Raw genomic sequence first — 16,055 nt, forward strand, 5'->3', positions numbered from 1 at the left:
TTGCTCACGAATAAACGCACTGAGGCTGGAAGATGGTCCGTTCAGTACATTTTGATGAAAAGGGATCAATGGTGTAAGGCTTCTTTGCCATCTTTTTAAATGAGGTCTGCTCAATTTAAGAAAAAAGCACCGCATACGCTGCCGATACTTTTCCCGAAATGTTTATAGGCCTTTTACAAGCCGTTCATATTTGGTCAAAGTTGAAACCGTCACTCCAAATGCAGTGGCGACCTCTGTCTTTGTCACCCGTTCCTCATCTTTTTCCTTGAGAATGTAATAAAAGGCAGCGGACCAGGCATTTGCATTCTTTAAACTGTGCTTGGCTGAATTAACCTTAAGCATCGTGTCAAAGAAGGAGAGAAATGTCTTTTCTTCAATTGAATGCAGCTGCTTTTCCAGTGCTTCGGCTGCATTATATAAATAAGCCCCGCTTCCTTTTTGGTGAGCATCAGGAGAGAGGATATGCTTTAAAAACTCCTGTTCAATATCAGATTGAGGTCTTAAAGCATGATGATGCCTAATTTCTTCAAGCTGATTGGATTTTGAAGCAATGTAAACCAGTGTCAGACGCTCTTTAAGCGTCATTTCCTTTAACGATGACTGGTTCTCCCATGGCTCAGATCCGGCTTTGGAAGGATTTTCGCGGATGACGCGGTCCCAGGCCGATTTCGCCAGATCCTCATGCCCAAGATGCCAGGCCGAGTAGGACAGCCAGTAAAAGAAGGTATCATCACCCTCAAATCCTTGGCGCTGCAGGGAACGAAGCCATTTAAACGCCAGCTCGTATTTCCCGATCAAGGCGAATGTTGCACCAAGTTTATAGCGGTGTTCAATCATAATTGGATGAACTGCGGCCAGCTGCTCAGTCAGCGCCAGCACTTCCTTATCCTTGCGCTCGTAATAGTAAAAGACAAGCAGATTGCAAAAAGCATGCAAATTGCCTTCATTCAGCTCCAGTACAAGCTCCAGATAGTATTTTGCTTTTTCAACGTTTCCCGAGTAAAAATAAGCCAGGGATAAATTGTTGTAAGCAGACCAGAATTCAGGAAACTCTTCGATGATTTCATGCAAAAGAGAGATCGCTTCATCGAGTTTACCGTTCTCAAGAAGAGATCTTGCCGTTTCCTGCTTTATAATCAGTTCATCTGAATCTTCGAAAGAAGGATCTTCATCTTCCCCTTCAATCATTAGTAATTCAAGCAATTCTTCGTTATCTTCTATAAAATCTCCGTCAGGAGCTTCAGTTGAATAGGCAGTCGCACATTTATACGCCTGATGGAACAATCCAAGATGGGCGTAATTGTTGGCCATGAAATAATGACACTCAATCTGGGACGGGTCCACTTTTTCAATAATGGATGTCAAAATTTCATTGGATTCCTGGTAATTCCCCATTTCCGTATAGATCATTGCAAGCTGGGATAGAAAATTGGAGTTATCAGGTTCGAGCGCTGCCGCCCGCTTAAGAAGCTTGCTTGCTCTCTCCAGATTTCGCTCCACCCGATAAGCCTTTAATGCTCTGCGGTAATAGTAGGCGCCGTTCTGGAAAAAAGGAACAACCTGCGCTTTTTGCTGTCGATCAAATAGTTGTTTTCCCACGGAAATCCTCCATTTCATACATTTAACCGTACGTTAGTATACCATAGTTTAACCCGTACACAACAGGGCAGAAGACAGTTCCCCCACAAAAAAGCAGAATTTCCTTTTTCTGATAGCCGGAATCCTCAATCCAAAATAAAACCCGGCTTCAAAAGCCGGGCTTCCATGAAAATCGTTATTTTCTTTCTTCGAGCGCCTTCAATACTTCGCTGAAAGGAAGCTTTTGCTCCCTAAGCAAAACAAGCAAATGGAAAATCAGGTCGGCTGCTTCCCACTTCAGTTCATCATGACTTCTGTTTTTAGCGGCAATAATGACTTCCGAAGCCTCTTCTCCAACTTTCTTCAGGATCTTGTCCACACCTTCTGTGAGAAGGTATGTCGTATAAGAGCCCTCAGGCCGCTCGGTATCCCGCTCGGCAATAACCCGTTCCAGATCACTTAATATAGCAAATGGATTGTGCTGTGTCTGGGACCCTCCGGCTTTTTCAAAGCAGGAAAAGGATCCGGTATGGCACGCGGGTCCTTTTGGTTCCACCAGTACAAGCAAGGCATCCTTATCACAGTCGTAACGGAGCTCGACAACGGATTGAGTGTTGCCAGAGGTTGCACCTTTATGCCACAGTTCATTGCGGGACCGGCTAAAGAACCAGGTCTCTTTGCTTTCTATCGTTTTTTTCAGCGATTCTTCATTCATATAGGCAAGCGTCAAAACCTCTTTGCTGACTGCATCCTGGACAATGGCAGGAACAAGTCCTTTTTCGTCAAATCGGATATCATCTGTATTCATCGTATATTCACTCCTCTGGCTTTCAGCTGGCTTTTGACTTCCCTAACTGATGTCTCTTTATAATGGAAGATGGATGCAGCTAATGCCGCATCAGCTTTGCCTTCTGTAAATGCATCATAAAAATGATCGGCATTCCCGGCACCGCCCGAAGCAATGACAGGTACTGATACCGCTTCGCTGATTCTTCGCGTAAGTTCAAGATTGAAACCAGTCTTCGCACCATCTTGATCCATGCTTGTGAGCAGAATTTCACCAGTGCCTCGCTTAACAGCTTCTTTTGCCCACGCGACAGCTTCCCATTCTGTTGGCTTGCGTCCGCCGTGTGTATATACTCGAAAAATCTCTAGCTCTTCATCGTATTTTGCATCGATCGCTGTCACGATACACTGCGAACCAAAGTATAGGGCTCCTTCAGAAATAAGATGGGGAGTTACGAGCGCAGCTGTATTAACCGACACTTTATCTGCACCCGCCCGAAGAATGGCTTTCATATCCTCCAGACTGTTGATGCCGCCGCCTACCGTAAACGGAATCGCAAGCTGTGCAGCGGTTTGCTCTACTACTTCAATCATTGTTTTCCTGCCTTCATGGGAAGCAGAAATATCAAGGAAAACAAGTTCGTCTGCCCCTTCTTCGTCATAAAACTTTGCTAGTTCCACCGGGTCTCCAGCATCTTTAAGCTCTACAAACTGCACTCCCTTTACGACTCTTCCATCCTTTACATCAAGACAGGGTATAATCCGTTTTGTTATCATTGTCCTGTCACCTCTTGAAGAGCTTCACTTAGTGAAAAGCGTTTCGTATAAAGTGCTTTCCCGATAATTGCTCCTGAAATTCCCTCTTCACGGGATAATGCCTGAAGGTCATCAATTGAACTGACTCCGCCTGAAGCAATAACCGTTTTGCCGGTCGCTTTTGCCATTTCAGCCGTCGATTGAACATTTGGTCCTGACAGCATTCCGTCTGTAGCGATGTCAGTGAAAATAAATGTTTCCGCACCATGCTCAGCAAGCTCTTTCCCGAGGTCAGCCGCTTTTACCTGGGATGTATTCAGCCAGCCCTCCGTTGAAACAAATCCGTCCTTCGCATCGAGCCCTATAGCAATCTTCCCGCTGTACTTAGAGAGCATCTCCTTTACAAAAGCAGGATCAGAAATAGCCGAACTTCCCAAAATTACCCGATCAATACCTTGATCAAGATACCGTTCAACATCACTCTCTGTTCGGATACCGCCTCCGATTTGCACCTTTACCTTCAATTCCCGGGCAACCTGGAGAACGTACTGGCTGTTTACCGGTTTGCCGCTTTTCGCTCCATCGAGGTCCACCATATGAATCCACTCAGCACCCTCTTCAGCAAACAGTTTGGCCATATCAAATGGGGAATCCCCATAGACAGTCTCCTGATTGTAATCCCCTTGCACAAGACGCACACATTTGCCGTCCCTCATGTCGATCGCCGGATACAATATGAACGGTTTCATGCATTTGCCCCCTCTTTCACTTTTTCTGCAAACCTCTTTAAAATTGCGAGACCTGCTGTACTGCTTTTCTCCGGATGGAACTGCGTGCCGTACACATTTCCGCTTCCCACAACCGCAGGAACCTCAACTCCATAATTTGTGCTTGCCAATACCGTTTTCGGACGGTCTGCTCTTACATAGAAGGAATGAACAAAGTAGGCATGCTGCCCATCAAGCCCGTTAATGAGGAATGACTCATTTTGTATAGTCAAATCGTTCCAGCCCATGTGCGGGACTTTTTGTCTTCCGTCTGGAATTTTAGTTGGAAGCTTGCCGACTTTTCCTTTCAGCAGTCCGAGTCCTTTTGTACGGCCATTTTCTTCGCTTTCATCAAACAGCAGCTGCATCCCGAGACAAATCCCAAGGATTGGTTTCCCTTTTGCCGCCTCTGCTTTAATGAAATCGGCCAGACTGTCTGCGTGAAGGTTCTGCATGGCATCTTTAAACGCTCCGACTCCAGGCAATATGTATCCGTCTGCTTCGATTAGATCTTCGCGGATACCGGAGACAAAATACGGAATCTCCATACGTTCGAGCGCTTTCCTGACACTAAAGATATTTCCCATTCCATAATCAATGATTCCGATCATTTACAGCATTCCTTTCGTCGATGGCACCCCTTTGATGCGGGGGTCAATCGTTGACGCTTCATCAAGTGCACGGGCAAGTGCTTTAAAGACAGCTTCAATAATGTGATGTGTATTGTGGCCATAATGAATAATCACATGGAGGTTCATTCGTGCCTCAAGGGCGAGCTTCCACAAAAATTCATGAACGAGCTCGGTATCAAACGTGCCGACCTTTGAGCTTGGGAGACTGCCCTTCATTTCAAAATGCGGACGGTTGCTGAGGTCGACGACCACTTGGGCAAGAGCTTCGTCCATCGGAATAATCGCTGAACCGTAGCGCTTAATTCCTTTCTTGTCTCCAAGCGCCTCGCGGAATACTTGTCCAAGACAAATCCCAATGTCCTCTGTTGTATGGTGGTCATCCACCTCAACGTCACCCGTCGCATGAACCGACAGGTCAAACTGGCCGTGCTTTGCAAATAAATCAAGCATATGGGTCATAAATGGAACGCCTGTCTCAAGATTAGACTGGCCTTCGCCATCAATATTCAGTTCAAGGCTAATTTGTGTTTCATTTGTATTCCGTTCAATGGAAGATTTTCTGGACATGTGTTATTCCCCCTGTTTCAATCGTTCTTCAATCGCGCGGGCGTGGGCCTCGAGGCCTTCATAGCGTGCGAACTCTGCGATTTTCCCTGCATTTTTCTCAAATGCTTCCTTGCTGTAATAAATGACGCTGGACTTTTTCGTAAAATCATCCACATTCAAAGGGCTCGAAAATCTGGCGGTACCGCTTGTGGGAAGGACGTGGTTCGGTCCGGCAAAATAATCGCCGACCGGCTCTGAGCTGTATCTTCCCATAAAAATCGCTCCTGCATGGCGAATGGAGCCAAGCCATTCAAATGGGTCCTTTACTAAAAGCTCCAGATGCTCAGGCGCAAGCTCGTTGACCAAACGGATTGCTTCTTCTTTCGTTTCAGCAACAAGAAATTCTCCATTTTGATCGATAGATGCTTTCGCTATGTCTTTCCGCGGCAAATCCTCCAGCTGCTTTTCCACTTCCAGCTTTACTTCTTCTGCAAATGCTTGAGAAGTCGTAATCAACATGCATTTGGAGAGCGGATCATGCTCAGCCTGTGAAAGAAGATCCGCTGCAGCCTCATTTGCTCTCGCCGTCTCATCTGCAACAACGGCAATTTCACTCGGGCCTGCAATCATGTCAATATCGACGTCACCGAAAACCTCACGTTTCGCTGTCGCTACATAAATATTTCCCGGCCCCACGATTTTATCAACCGGCTTAATGGTTTCCGTTCCATATGCAAGCGCAGCTACTGCTTGGGCGCCGCCTGCTTTATAAATTTCCGTTACGCCCAGCTCATTTGCCGCCACAAGGACGCCTGCAGGAATAACCCCATCTCTAGATGGAGGGGAAACCATGGCGATTCTCTCTACACCAGCGACCTGGGCTGGAATGACGTTCATCAGGACCGAGGAAGGATAGGCAGCTGTCCCGCCCGGTACATAGACACCTGCAGAGTCGAGCGGTGTTACTTTTTGCCCTAATACCGTTCCATCAGGATTTGTCATAAACCAGGAATCACGCTTTTGCTTGCTGTGAAAAAGCCTGATGTTCTCAATGGCTTCCCTTATAATCTCAAGCAATGAATCATCTATATTGCGATACGCCTCTTGAATCTCAGTTTCTGTCACTTTGAATGAATCGAGACGCACTCCGTCAAATTTCTCTGTATAATACCTCAGGGCTTCATCACCCTGCTTCTTTACCGCTTCAATGATTTCTTTTACCATACGCCGCCCCTCCTTACCGGTTATTCACAGCTTTAGAAAGCCGTTCAGCCAGTTCATCAATCTGAAGATCCTTCATCCGGTAGCTGACAGGATTCACAATCAAGCGGGATGTCACTTCCGTAATGTGCTCATATTCAACGAGTCCATTTTCCTTAAGAGTCCGGCCTGTCGATACAATATCCACGATTCTGTCAGCAAGACCAATCATAGGAGCCAGCTCAATCGATCCGTTCAATTTAATGATCTCGACTTGCTCTCCCTGTTCTCTGAAATAACCGGATGCAATGTTCGGATACTTCGTTGCAATCCTTGGTGCTACATCACTCATCGGGTGATCCGGCAAGCCGGCTACTGCTAAATAGCAGCTGCTGATCTGTAGATCCAGAACTTCGTATACATCCCGTTCTTCTTCTAGCAGAACATCTTTTCCTGCAATCCCTACATCTGCAACACCATGCTCTACATATGTCGAAACATCCATCGGTTTTGCCAGGAAAAAGCGCAGATTTTCTTCAGGTATATCCAAGATCAGTTTTCGGCTGTCATCAAATTCAGGCGGAAGTTTATAGCCCGCCTCCCTTAACAGCTCAGCTGCCTCTTCAAAAATCCTGCCTTTAGGCATCGCAATCGTCAGCACATCATTCATCAGAAGCACCTCTTTTCGAACCAATAAAATAAGCAACCTCTTCAAATTGCTTCGTAAAGAAATCCACATCCTGCACACCGGAGAGGTTTTGGAGAACTGTCATTTTACCGTCTTTTCTTAATTCCCCCGCATATTCAATAGCCTCTTTCATACGCTCTTGAGAAAACAGGACACAGTGCTTTGACTCCTCTTTTTCATGCACATCAAGTGCTTCTAAAAGCTGTCCAAGCTGTAAACCGAATCCTGTGGCAGCTGCAGGGCGGTCAAACTTTTCCATTAGGCGGTTGTATCTTCCGCCATTCCCAAGCGGAAATCCGACCTTATCTGTGTAAACCTCAAATAGAATCCCTGTGTAGTAGCTCATATGGCTCACAATATTCAAATCAAGCTTTATATACTCAGAAACCCCGAATTCCTCCAGCATGCTCCAAAGCTTCTGCAGCTCATCTATAGCCTGTCTGCAGTCATTGGATTCACAAATGGAAAGAGCCTGCAGCATTTTCCCTGTATCCCCTCTCAGCGCCAGAAAATCAAGCAGCCTTTGCTTATCAATGGAAGACAAAGCCAGGGATTTCACATGCTCGCGGTACCCCACGTAATTTTTCTCATAAAGAAATCGTCTTAATTTATCCGCTCTCTCCTGGTTCCCGAGGATTTCTTTGAAAAGAGCATCCGCAAAACCGATATGCCCAATTGCAACCCTGAAGTTTGAGAGACCTGAAGCTTTAAGAGCGGAAATCATCAAGGATATTGCTTCCGCGTCTGCACTTATGGACTCATCCCCAATCAATTCCACACCAATCTGCTCAAACTCCGCCGGACGGCCGCCTTCTCTTTGCTGTGCTCTATAAACATTCGCTTGATAAGAAAGCCTGAGCGGCGAATTGCCAGCCAGTCTTGAAGCCGCAACCCTCGCAATCGGGGCCGTCATATCCGGACGAAGCACAAGCGTCTTCCCCTGCTGATCCAATAATTTAAAAAGCTGCTGATCCAAAATCGCTGACTGTACACCAACTGTCTCATAATATTCAAGCGCAGGAGTTTCAATAAAATCATACCCCCAGCCGCTGATTTCCTTCATAATCTTATTCCTGACCGCTCTCTTCGTTTTATAAAGAGCTGGCAGTGTATCCCTCATACCAAGAGGCTTCTCAAACATAAACATCGAATCGGCACCCCCAATTAATACGAAATGTTCAAAATCCTTTAGTTCGCTAATATGTTACCATACTAACAAAATAAAGTTATACGTTCAAGGAAAAATTCGTTTCTGTTTGTATGCTTCCCTCTTTTGAGTGAGAATCAACCTTGAAATGCGGGAGATGGATGTTATGCCTGGCATTGTTGGGTTCCGGGCGCTTGCCTGGCATTCTTCCCTGGCATTCCTTGATTTCGGGCGCTTGCCTGGCATTCTTGCCTGGCATTCCTGGATTTCGGGCGTTTGCCTGGCATTCTTCCCTGGCATTGTTGGGTTCCGGGCGTTTGCCTGGCATTCTTGCCTGGCATTGATTCTTTTCACGATGTTGCCTGGCATTTTTCCCTGGCATTGATTCTTTTCACGATGTTGCCTGGCATTTTTCCCTGGCATTGATTCTTTTCACGATGTTGCCTGGCATTTTTCCCTGGCATTGATTCTTTTCACGATGTTGCCTGGCATTTTCCCCTGGCATTCCTGGGTTCCGGGCGTTTGCCTGGCATTCTTGCCTGGCATTTCTTGATTTCGGGCGTTTGCCTGGCATTCTTGCCTGGCATCGCTGCTTTTCACGATAATCCCTGGCATTCCTGCCACGCATTACTGCTTTTCTAGGATAATGCCATGCATTCCTGCCACGCATCTCTGCTTGCCCCACTAATGCCAGGCACCGCACCACCACCACAAAAAAACCCGCCAAACAGAATCAGTCTTTCTGTTCAGCGGGTTCGATCGTCGCTCTCTTTTCCATTTCTTCTTTTGTATAAATGATCTGCATGGGGTTGCCGCCTGCGAAGGCTCCGGCTGGTACATCTTTATGTACAAGAGTACCGGCAGAAACGATTGCTCCGTTTCCAATCGTCACACCTGGCAAAATGGTGCTGTTTGCCCCAATCATAACCTCATCCCCGATGATCACATCACCAAGCCGGTATTCTTTAATGAGGTATTCATGAGCCAGAATGGTCGTATTATAGCCAATCACGGAATTCCGGCCGACTTGAATTTTTTCCGGAAACATGACATCCAGCATGACCATGAGCGCAAAAGAGGTTTGCTCACCTGCTTTAACTCCCAGGAATGTCCGGTACATCCAGTTTTTCATGCCGAGAAACGGGGTGTATCGGGCAAGCTGGATGACAATAAAATTTCTGGCAACCTTCCAAAACGGCACCGTTTTATAGATATGCCAAAGGGAATTAGCACCGGACACAGGGTAGCGTGTGGTTTGTCTCAAGCTTTTTCCACTCCAGCGATTGGAAGCAAATCACTCATTTGCTCCAGCATAAAGTCGGGTTTGTATGCTGATAGATATTCTCTGCCTTTAATCGTCCAGGCTACACCCGCAGTTAATGTACCTGCGTTTTGGCCCGCTTCGATATCATGATGATTATCTCCTACCATGATTGCTTCATCAGGTTTTGAATCAAGGAGTTCCAGCGCCTTCAGGACCGGCTCGGGATGCGGCTTTGCGTGTTCAACGTCATCCAGGGTAACAACGACATCAAAGAACTGGCCAAGGTTCGTTAACTTAAGCCCCATGTTTACGGTGTCTCTGATCTTCGTCGTTACAATGCCCAGCTTGAATCCTTCTTGATGAAGCTTTTGAACGGTTTCAAAAACTGTGGCAAATTCCGTAACCAAAGCATCATGCTGCTTATGGTTAAAGGCCCGGTACACTCCAATCATTTCCTCGGCTTTCTCAGGATTGATTGAGTGGAAGGTGTCGTGAAGAGTCGGACCGATAAACGGCAGGACAAGCTCGCGGCTGTACTCGCCGGGCTTGTAGTGATTCAGTGTATGAAGAAACGATTCGATGATCAATTCGTTTGTATTAATCAATGTTCCGTCCAAATCAAACAGAATGGTATTCCTTTTCATGAACAGGTTCCTTTCTCGCTGAAGAATCAGGCTGTTTCCAAAGTTTTGCAATAATCACGGTTAACAGAACCGCAGTAATGACTCTTATTAAAAATAATGGCAGAACCGAAATTCCCAGTGGAACAAAAATAAGCGTATCTTCCACTACGGCATGGCATGAAACAAGGAAGATAAAAGCAAGTGTCAGATCACGGTAGCTGACTCCATCCTCTTTCACTGCCTGAATCATGACTCCCGCTCCGTACGCGAGTCCAATTGTTAAGCCGGCAACGAGTGTCATTGAGGTATTCTCTCTCATGCCGAGGAATCTTGTAACCGGGGCCATCCATTTAGAAAATACCTTCAGCCAGCCAAAATCCTTCATAAACTGCATGATAATCATAAGCGGAATCACGATGGCTGCTAGCTGCACAATGCCAAGCACACCCTTGCCGATTGCATCAAGCAGGATTTCTCCCCATCCATCCGGGTGAGACTGGCTTTTTGAAATAAAACCGTACTGCGCCATTTCGCCGCCGCCTCTCCAGACCAGATTGATGACAGCCGCCGAAATAATGGCGAGCCCCACTCTCACAATGAGAATCAGCCAAAGCTTAATTCCCACTTTGGCGGCGACCGTGGATTCGATAATCAGATTATGAGAGAATGACAGCATCACGGCTAGTATGAAAACTTCCTTAACCGATAAATCGAGTGTCAGGATGCCTGCAATTCCTGCGTACAGGTTTAAAAAATTCCCGAGCACAAGCGGAATGGCCGCCTCTCCTCTTAATCCAATCAGCCCCATCAGAGGTGCTATAAGCTGAATAATCCAATCCAATACAGGTTTATGACGAAGGATCCCTACGAGAAGCGTCACGGGAAAAATGACTTTTCCAAGCGTCCATGTTGTAGCAAGCCCCGCCTTCCAGCCATTTGCTAAACTCGCCTTCAGTCGAATCACTCCTTATTATGAATCCAGGTATCTCTTTTTTGAAAGGCCGCTCATGCGACGGTATATGATGATTCCGACGGCCGTTACAATCAGTACAATCGAGATGACCTGAGCTATACGCAGGTCTGCTGTCAGCATTAAACTGTCTGTTCTCATTCCCTCAATGAAGAAACGGCCGATTGAATACCAGATGACATAGGATAAAAACAGTTCCCCTCTTCTTAGATTCACTTTTCGCAAGAATAGCAGCAAAGCAAAGCCGGCTAAATTCCAGAGGGATTCGTATAAGAAAGTAGGGTGATAATATTGCCCATCTATGTACATCTGGTTAATGATAAAATTCGGAAGATGGAGATTTTCTAAAAATCCCCTTGTAACCGGACCGCCAAACGCTTCCTGATTCATAAAATTTCCCCAGCGGCCAATTGCCTGCCCCAATATAATACTTGGCGCGGCAATATCTGCAATTTTCCAGAATGAGAGCTTTTTGATTCTGGCAAAAACGACACCTGTTGCCACTGCGCCAATCAGACCTCCATGGATTGCGAGACCTCCCTGCCAGATTTGAGGAATCATTGCGGGATTCTGCGAATAATAATCCCACTGAAATGCTACGTAATAAAGCCTTGCGCAGATGATGGCAATTGGAATAGCAAAAAGGACCAAATCAACAAACGTATCTTTATGAAGGCCTCTCCTTACACTTTCCCTTACAGCAATCCACAGGCCGAGCAGCGCCCCAAGACCGATTATGATCCCATACCAGTGGACCTGCAGCCCTAAAAATTCAACCGCAATTGGATTAAGCGGCTGGATTGTTCCTAACATTCCCTTCAGCTCCTCTTCTGACCGTTAATCAGCGTTCTCCTTCTTCAATTACATCAGCAAGCTTTGTCGTGAATTGTTCGGCAGCATTCAGTCCCATCCGTTTCAGACGGAAGTTCATAGCAGCTACTTCAATAATTACCGCCAGATTTCGTCCTGGGCGAACCGGTACCGTAAGCTTTTGAATATTCGTATCAATAATTTTCATCGTCTCTTCTTCTAAGCCGAGACGGTCATATTGTTTTTTCGCATCCCATGTTTCGAGATCAATCACAAGCGTAATCCGCTTATTACTCCGGACTGCACCGGCCCCAAACAATGTCATTACGTCAATAATGCCGAGTCCCCGGATTTCCAGAAGATGCTCAATCAGTTCAGGAGCATTTCCAATCAGTGTGTTTTGATCCTCCTGCCTGATTTCAACACAATCATCGGCTACAAGACGATGTCCGCGCTTAACCAGCTCAAGTGCGGTTTCGCTTTTTCCCACACCGCTTTTCCCGATAATCAGCACGCCTACACCATAAATATCAACAAGCACCCCGTGTACAGCTGTAGTTGGAGCAAGCTTGCTTTCTAAAAAGTTCGTTAAATGACTCGATAGACGGGTAGTTTTCATGGAAGAACGAAGAACAGGTACACCGCTTCGTTCAGATGCCTCTTTCAGTTCTTCAGGAATATCAAGTTCACGAGAAATAATGATTGCCGGAGTAATCGGAGTGCATAGCGCCGTCATCCGCTCTTCTTTTTCATGACGTGATAATTTTTCAAAAAATGACAGCTCGGTTTTGCCTAAAATCTGAACCCGATCCTTCGGGTAGTATGCAAAATAACCTGCAATTTCAAGGCCCGGTCTTGACAAATCACTTGTCATAATCGGACGGTTAATCCCTTCCTCACCGCTAATCAGTTCCATCTTGAATTTTTCCATTAAATCCTTTGTACGTACTTTAGGCATAGATGAGCCCTCCTTTAGCCAACACCATAAGTGAAATCTTCTTTCATTTTAGCACTTTTATCTCTGCTGATATAGTCTTTCAGGACGGTCCTCGAATCGAAGCAAGTTTTAGTAGAGTTTTTTTAAAAATAAGCTCTGTTAAACTCCATCCGCTGCGCGTGATCGTTTATCCTTAGACAGGGAGTGAGCCTCCTTCACATCCTGCAGGTTCAATTTTAGTTTATCCATAGTTCCGCTACAGGTAAGCGAATATAAAAGAACCTCCCAGATTTAGAAGGTTCCATTCATTTTCAAAAAATAAGGTTTTTCCCATTCTTTATTTAAATATGGAGAGTACGATCTAACTTGAATCCCGTCTTGCTTCCAGGTTAAGATTTGCATGTATCCCCCTCCGCCTTTAGGAAGTCCCTGATAGTTGGCAAGGAGCTGATAGACCTTTCTGCCCTTTTGAGGGACATCCACTCTTTTGGCGATTCCATAATAATGGCCGCTCAGGACCAGTTTTACATTTTTATTTGGAACGACTACATTCCTATAGATTCTTTCTCCATTTTTACTTCGGGTTCCCTGATACGTAAGGTAATCATGTAAGGCCAGAACCGCTTCTTTGTTCCGGTAATGCTTAAGCACGCGGTTCATCCACTTTACTTCCCCTTTGCCTGCTTTGCACCAGCCCATATAAAGAAAAATCTTGCCTCCGGCTAAGTCATAGTGACCGCAATTATCTAAAAAGGAGCCCTTATAATAAGGCTTGGAATCAAAACGATGCTCCCCGAAAAAACGATGGTAAGGCTGAACGCCCGCATTGCCTGTGAAATCATGATTTCCGGGCAGAACACCGTATGAAAACCTTTGTGCATCAAGCTTGCGAAAAGCCCGATGATTTCTCTCCCATTGGCTGTATTGACTGGAATTATGCACCAAGTCTCCTGTATGAATCAAATATGAAAGCCTTTCTGGCGTTCTGTTTTTTAAAATCCATTTTATTTGATTTGTCAGTATCTCTGGATGGTCTCTAACGTAATATTGAGTATCCGACATCCATACAAAAGAGAAATCCTCACCGGCATGGCCTTTATATGGGAGAGCAATTAAAACAACGATAACCAGCAGGATGAGCAGTATGCGTATAAATTTCATTTCATCACCTGGTCGTTATCATTCCCATTTTCCCCGAAAGTACAAATGAGATTTTACTGGCGGCGCTTCAATCTGAACAAAAAATATAGACCAGCGGCATATCGCTGGTCTACTTGTTTTCCCGCATTGGCTCAATGACCCCTTTTTGCACGACAAGGTGCAGCAGGGAAATGACGATAGCGGCTAAAATGGCGGTTCCAAATCCATCGATGTTAAATGCGTCGCCCATGATTGCTTGCGTAATCATAAGGGTAATGGCATTGATGACAAAGAGGAACAGACCAAGTGTTAACACTGTAACGGGCAGTGTCAAAATAATCAAAAATGGTTTTATTAAAAAATTGATTATGGATAGGACCAGGCTTGCCAATACGGCAGCCCAGATGCTGGCAATTTGAAAATTGTCTTTAAAAATCAGCGCGCAGACCATTAAAATGACTGCATTGTTTAAAACGCTGATGATCCACCTAACCATGTATTTGATTTCCTTCTTTTTTCAATAAAAGCACTAAAACGAAATAAGCAATGATTAACGGAGCACCGCCGGTCGGAAACAATGCAATGATATAAATCACGCGCAGCAGGTTCGCATTTATCCCAAACCTGTCAGCAATGCCTCCCAGTACTCCGGCTACTTTTTTATTCGTAACTGAACGAGTTAGTTTTCCCATTTCTTCTCACCTCTCCATATGCTTTAAAACAACTGAGCCTGTTTTCGAATCAGCAAACACAGACAAATCACCTTTAGCGGTTTCGTTCGATCGGAATTTCAATTCCTTTGTGATCGACTCGTGTTTTTCACTTGTTACTTCAAGTGCATCCAAGTAACAATGCAGGGACCCGAGGTTTGATTTCAACTCCCCATTCGCCTTAATGGTTTGCGGAATCGAAATTTCTACGCTGCCGGTGGCGGCACTGCAATGGATGGTTTTGCATTCCGGATCTGACACGTGAAGCAGGATTTTCCCGTTGAAGCTCTGCAGATCAAGCTTCCTCCCTGCCCCGCTTACATCAATCATTCCATGAATGGTTTCGGCTTCAACGGTTTGAAATTGATGCTGCGCTAATTTAATTTGCCCGTTTGCTGTTTCAAGCTCTGCTTTTTCACCACTGAGTGACGTTAGTGAAATCACCCCGTTGGCGGTTTTTGCTTTAAAATCCTTCACAGTTAGCTGTTCCCCTCTAATAGGACCGCTAAACAGTTTTACTTTCGCGGACTCATAAACCTTTGCCGGCAGGAAAATGAGAACATTTGCCTTCATAGATTTTTTCTCGCATTGAATTCTTAGCTTGCTGCCTTCCATTTCGCAATAAAAGTTTTTAAGAAAAGCCTCTTTTGCCTGTGCAGCATCCTCCGTCTGATAAACCTTTGTTTCGCATTCTATCCGAACTTCATCTTCCGGCCAGGGTTTAAATGTGACGTTCCCATTCACTATTTGAACATCCCATTCCATTAACCCTCTTCCGCTGAACTGAAAAATATGCTGAACATCAAAGGAAGAACCGATGGCTAAATCCAAATCCAGTTCTTTTACCTTCTTCACGGCGAAATCAATCCAGTTCATTAATTTCGAGGCAGTTTTTCCTGAAGGCGATCCTTCCTGGTTCTCCTGATAAGCGCTTTGCTGACTGCCTTTTTCGTCTTTTTTCAGTAAAATTGAGGGTGTAAAGGATGCCCACTTTTTCTCATGGCTTTCCTTTTCATGGTCAAGCTTTTCTATGAGAGAGAGCGCTTCTTCAACGTTCAGCTTTCCTTCCTCTACAAGCTTCAATATTCTTCGGCGTTCTTCCTGCACGGTAACTCCTCCTCAAAAATACAACCTAGTATCACCCTATTCGGCAAGATGAAAATCAATCCCTTTAAACTGTTTTTAATATCTTAATTCCTTTAACAATGTTCCAGACGAAAACAATAAAATTAACAAGTAACACGACAGGAAATCCAGAAAGAAATACGATACCTATCAGCTCATTCTGTCCGGCAAAGGCTGCACCCAGAAAGATAAACATATAAGCAATAATGGTGATCGCAGGGATGACATGAGACAAAAATGACTTTTTAGCATGTGATTTCGTTACAGCATCATCAGTGACAAAATAAACGATTAGCGGCAGTAAGAACGGTGCAAAAAGCACACTGAAATAGCATAGTGCGGAAAGTAATTTATCGGTTTTCATGAAGTTCCATCT

Annotated in this window: 21 protein-coding genes; all 21 read right to left on the reverse strand. The window is 45.2% G+C overall.

All coding sequences use genetic code 11. The features are described from left to right. Positions 1-162 precede the first annotated feature (162 nt). Positions 163-1,599: a tetratricopeptide repeat protein gene (locus AS29_RS07475; RefSeq protein ID WP_035404576.1), complete on the reverse strand. Its 1,437-nt coding sequence runs from the start codon at positions 1,597-1,599 to the stop codon at positions 163-165. 175 nt (positions 1,600-1,774) lie between these two features. Next, on the reverse strand, positions 1,775-2,386 hold the full coding sequence (hisIE, locus tag AS29_RS07480) for a bifunctional phosphoribosyl-AMP cyclohydrolase/phosphoribosyl-ATP diphosphatase HisIE (RefSeq protein ID WP_035404578.1): 612 nt from the start codon (positions 2,384-2,386) through the stop codon (positions 1,775-1,777). After that, on the reverse strand, positions 2,383-3,141 hold the full coding sequence (gene hisF, locus AS29_RS07485) for an imidazole glycerol phosphate synthase subunit HisF (RefSeq protein WP_035404580.1): 759 nt from the start codon (positions 3,139-3,141) through the stop codon (positions 2,383-2,385). Before hisF ends, hisIE begins: the two co-directional genes overlap by 4 nt. Beyond that, positions 3,138-3,869, reverse strand: a complete 732-nt coding sequence (gene hisA, locus AS29_RS07490) for a 1-(5-phosphoribosyl)-5-[(5-phosphoribosylamino)methylideneamino]imidazole-4-carboxamide isomerase (protein WP_035404583.1) — start codon at positions 3,867-3,869, stop codon at positions 3,138-3,140. The genes hisF and hisA overlap by 4 nt, the downstream gene beginning before the upstream one ends. Beyond that, the gene (gene hisH / locus AS29_RS07495; protein ID WP_035404584.1) at positions 3,866-4,498 is read right to left on the reverse strand and encodes an imidazole glycerol phosphate synthase subunit HisH; all 633 of its coding nucleotides are present in this window, start codon (positions 4,496-4,498) and stop codon (positions 3,866-3,868) included. Before hisH ends, hisA begins: the two co-directional genes overlap by 4 nt. After that, complete coding sequence (gene hisB / locus AS29_RS07500; RefSeq protein WP_035404587.1) at positions 4,499-5,086, reverse strand: imidazoleglycerol-phosphate dehydratase HisB; 588 nt, start codon at positions 5,084-5,086, stop codon at positions 4,499-4,501. Between the two features lie 3 nt (positions 5,087-5,089). Further along, positions 5,090-6,313 (reverse strand): histidinol dehydrogenase, encoded by a 1,224-nt coding sequence (gene hisD, locus AS29_RS07505; RefSeq protein ID WP_051860505.1) that lies wholly within the window; start codon positions 6,311-6,313, stop codon positions 5,090-5,092. Beyond that, complete coding sequence (hisG, locus tag AS29_RS07510; protein ID WP_035404590.1) at positions 6,303-6,935, reverse strand: ATP phosphoribosyltransferase; 633 nt, start codon at positions 6,933-6,935, stop codon at positions 6,303-6,305. Before hisG ends, hisD begins: the two co-directional genes overlap by 11 nt. After that, entirely contained in the window at positions 6,928-8,100 is a 1,173-nt protein-coding gene (locus tag AS29_RS07515; RefSeq protein ID WP_035404593.1) for an ATP phosphoribosyltransferase regulatory subunit, read from the reverse strand. Before AS29_RS07515 ends, hisG begins: the two co-directional genes overlap by 8 nt. 87 nt (positions 8,101-8,187) lie before the next feature. Continuing rightward, complete coding sequence (locus AS29_RS21320) at positions 8,188-8,523, reverse strand: hypothetical protein (protein ID WP_156505889.1); 336 nt, start codon at positions 8,521-8,523, stop codon at positions 8,188-8,190. 9 nt (positions 8,524-8,532) lie between these two features. Further along, complete coding sequence (locus AS29_RS07525; RefSeq protein WP_156505890.1) at positions 8,533-8,724, reverse strand: hypothetical protein; 192 nt, start codon at positions 8,722-8,724, stop codon at positions 8,533-8,535. Positions 8,725-8,833: 109 nt separating this feature from the next. Then, the gene (locus AS29_RS07530) at positions 8,834-9,364 is read right to left on the reverse strand and encodes an acyltransferase (RefSeq protein WP_035404603.1); all 531 of its coding nucleotides are present in this window, start codon (positions 9,362-9,364) and stop codon (positions 8,834-8,836) included. Further along, entirely contained in the window at positions 9,361-10,008 is a 648-nt protein-coding gene (ppaX, locus tag AS29_RS07535) for a pyrophosphatase PpaX (protein WP_035404604.1), read from the reverse strand. The genes AS29_RS07530 and ppaX overlap by 4 nt, the downstream gene beginning before the upstream one ends. Next, on the reverse strand, positions 9,983-10,942 hold the full coding sequence (locus AS29_RS07540; RefSeq protein ID WP_035405024.1) for a nucleoside recognition domain-containing protein: 960 nt from the start codon (positions 10,940-10,942) through the stop codon (positions 9,983-9,985). Before AS29_RS07540 ends, ppaX begins: the two co-directional genes overlap by 26 nt. A gap of 15 nt (positions 10,943-10,957) precedes the next feature. Beyond that, positions 10,958-11,770 (reverse strand): prolipoprotein diacylglyceryl transferase, encoded by an 813-nt coding sequence (gene lgt / locus AS29_RS07545; RefSeq protein ID WP_035404606.1) that lies wholly within the window; start codon positions 11,768-11,770, stop codon positions 10,958-10,960. A 28-nt stretch (positions 11,771-11,798) separates the two neighbouring features. Beyond that, positions 11,799-12,725, reverse strand: coding sequence for an HPr(Ser) kinase/phosphatase (gene hprK / locus AS29_RS07550; protein ID WP_035404608.1), 927 nt, complete (start codon positions 12,723-12,725; stop codon positions 11,799-11,801). 270 nt (positions 12,726-12,995) lie between these two features. Beyond that, the gene (locus tag AS29_RS07555; RefSeq protein ID WP_035404610.1) at positions 12,996-13,865 is read right to left on the reverse strand and encodes a metallophosphoesterase; all 870 of its coding nucleotides are present in this window, start codon (positions 13,863-13,865) and stop codon (positions 12,996-12,998) included. A 109-nt stretch (positions 13,866-13,974) separates the two neighbouring features. After that, positions 13,975-14,340, reverse strand: a complete 366-nt coding sequence (locus tag AS29_RS07560; RefSeq protein WP_035404612.1) for a phage holin family protein — start codon at positions 14,338-14,340, stop codon at positions 13,975-13,977. Then, complete coding sequence (locus AS29_RS07565; RefSeq protein WP_035404614.1) at positions 14,333-14,536, reverse strand: PspC domain-containing protein; 204 nt, start codon at positions 14,534-14,536, stop codon at positions 14,333-14,335. The genes AS29_RS07560 and AS29_RS07565 overlap by 8 nt, the downstream gene beginning before the upstream one ends. A 6-nt stretch (positions 14,537-14,542) precedes the next feature. Further along, on the reverse strand, positions 14,543-15,661 hold the full coding sequence (locus tag AS29_RS07570) for a DUF4097 family beta strand repeat-containing protein (RefSeq protein ID WP_035404618.1): 1,119 nt from the start codon (positions 15,659-15,661) through the stop codon (positions 14,543-14,545). A gap of 64 nt (positions 15,662-15,725) precedes the next feature. Continuing rightward, the gene (locus tag AS29_RS07575) at positions 15,726-16,043 is read right to left on the reverse strand and encodes a DUF4870 domain-containing protein (protein ID WP_035404621.1); all 318 of its coding nucleotides are present in this window, start codon (positions 16,041-16,043) and stop codon (positions 15,726-15,728) included. Between the last annotated feature and the right edge of the window lie 12 nt (positions 16,044-16,055).

The sequence above is a fragment of the Bacillus sp. SJS genome, from assembly GCF_000732485.2.
Taxonomy (GTDB): Bacteria; Bacillota; Bacilli; order Bacillales; family Bacillaceae; genus Metabacillus_B; species Metabacillus_B sediminis.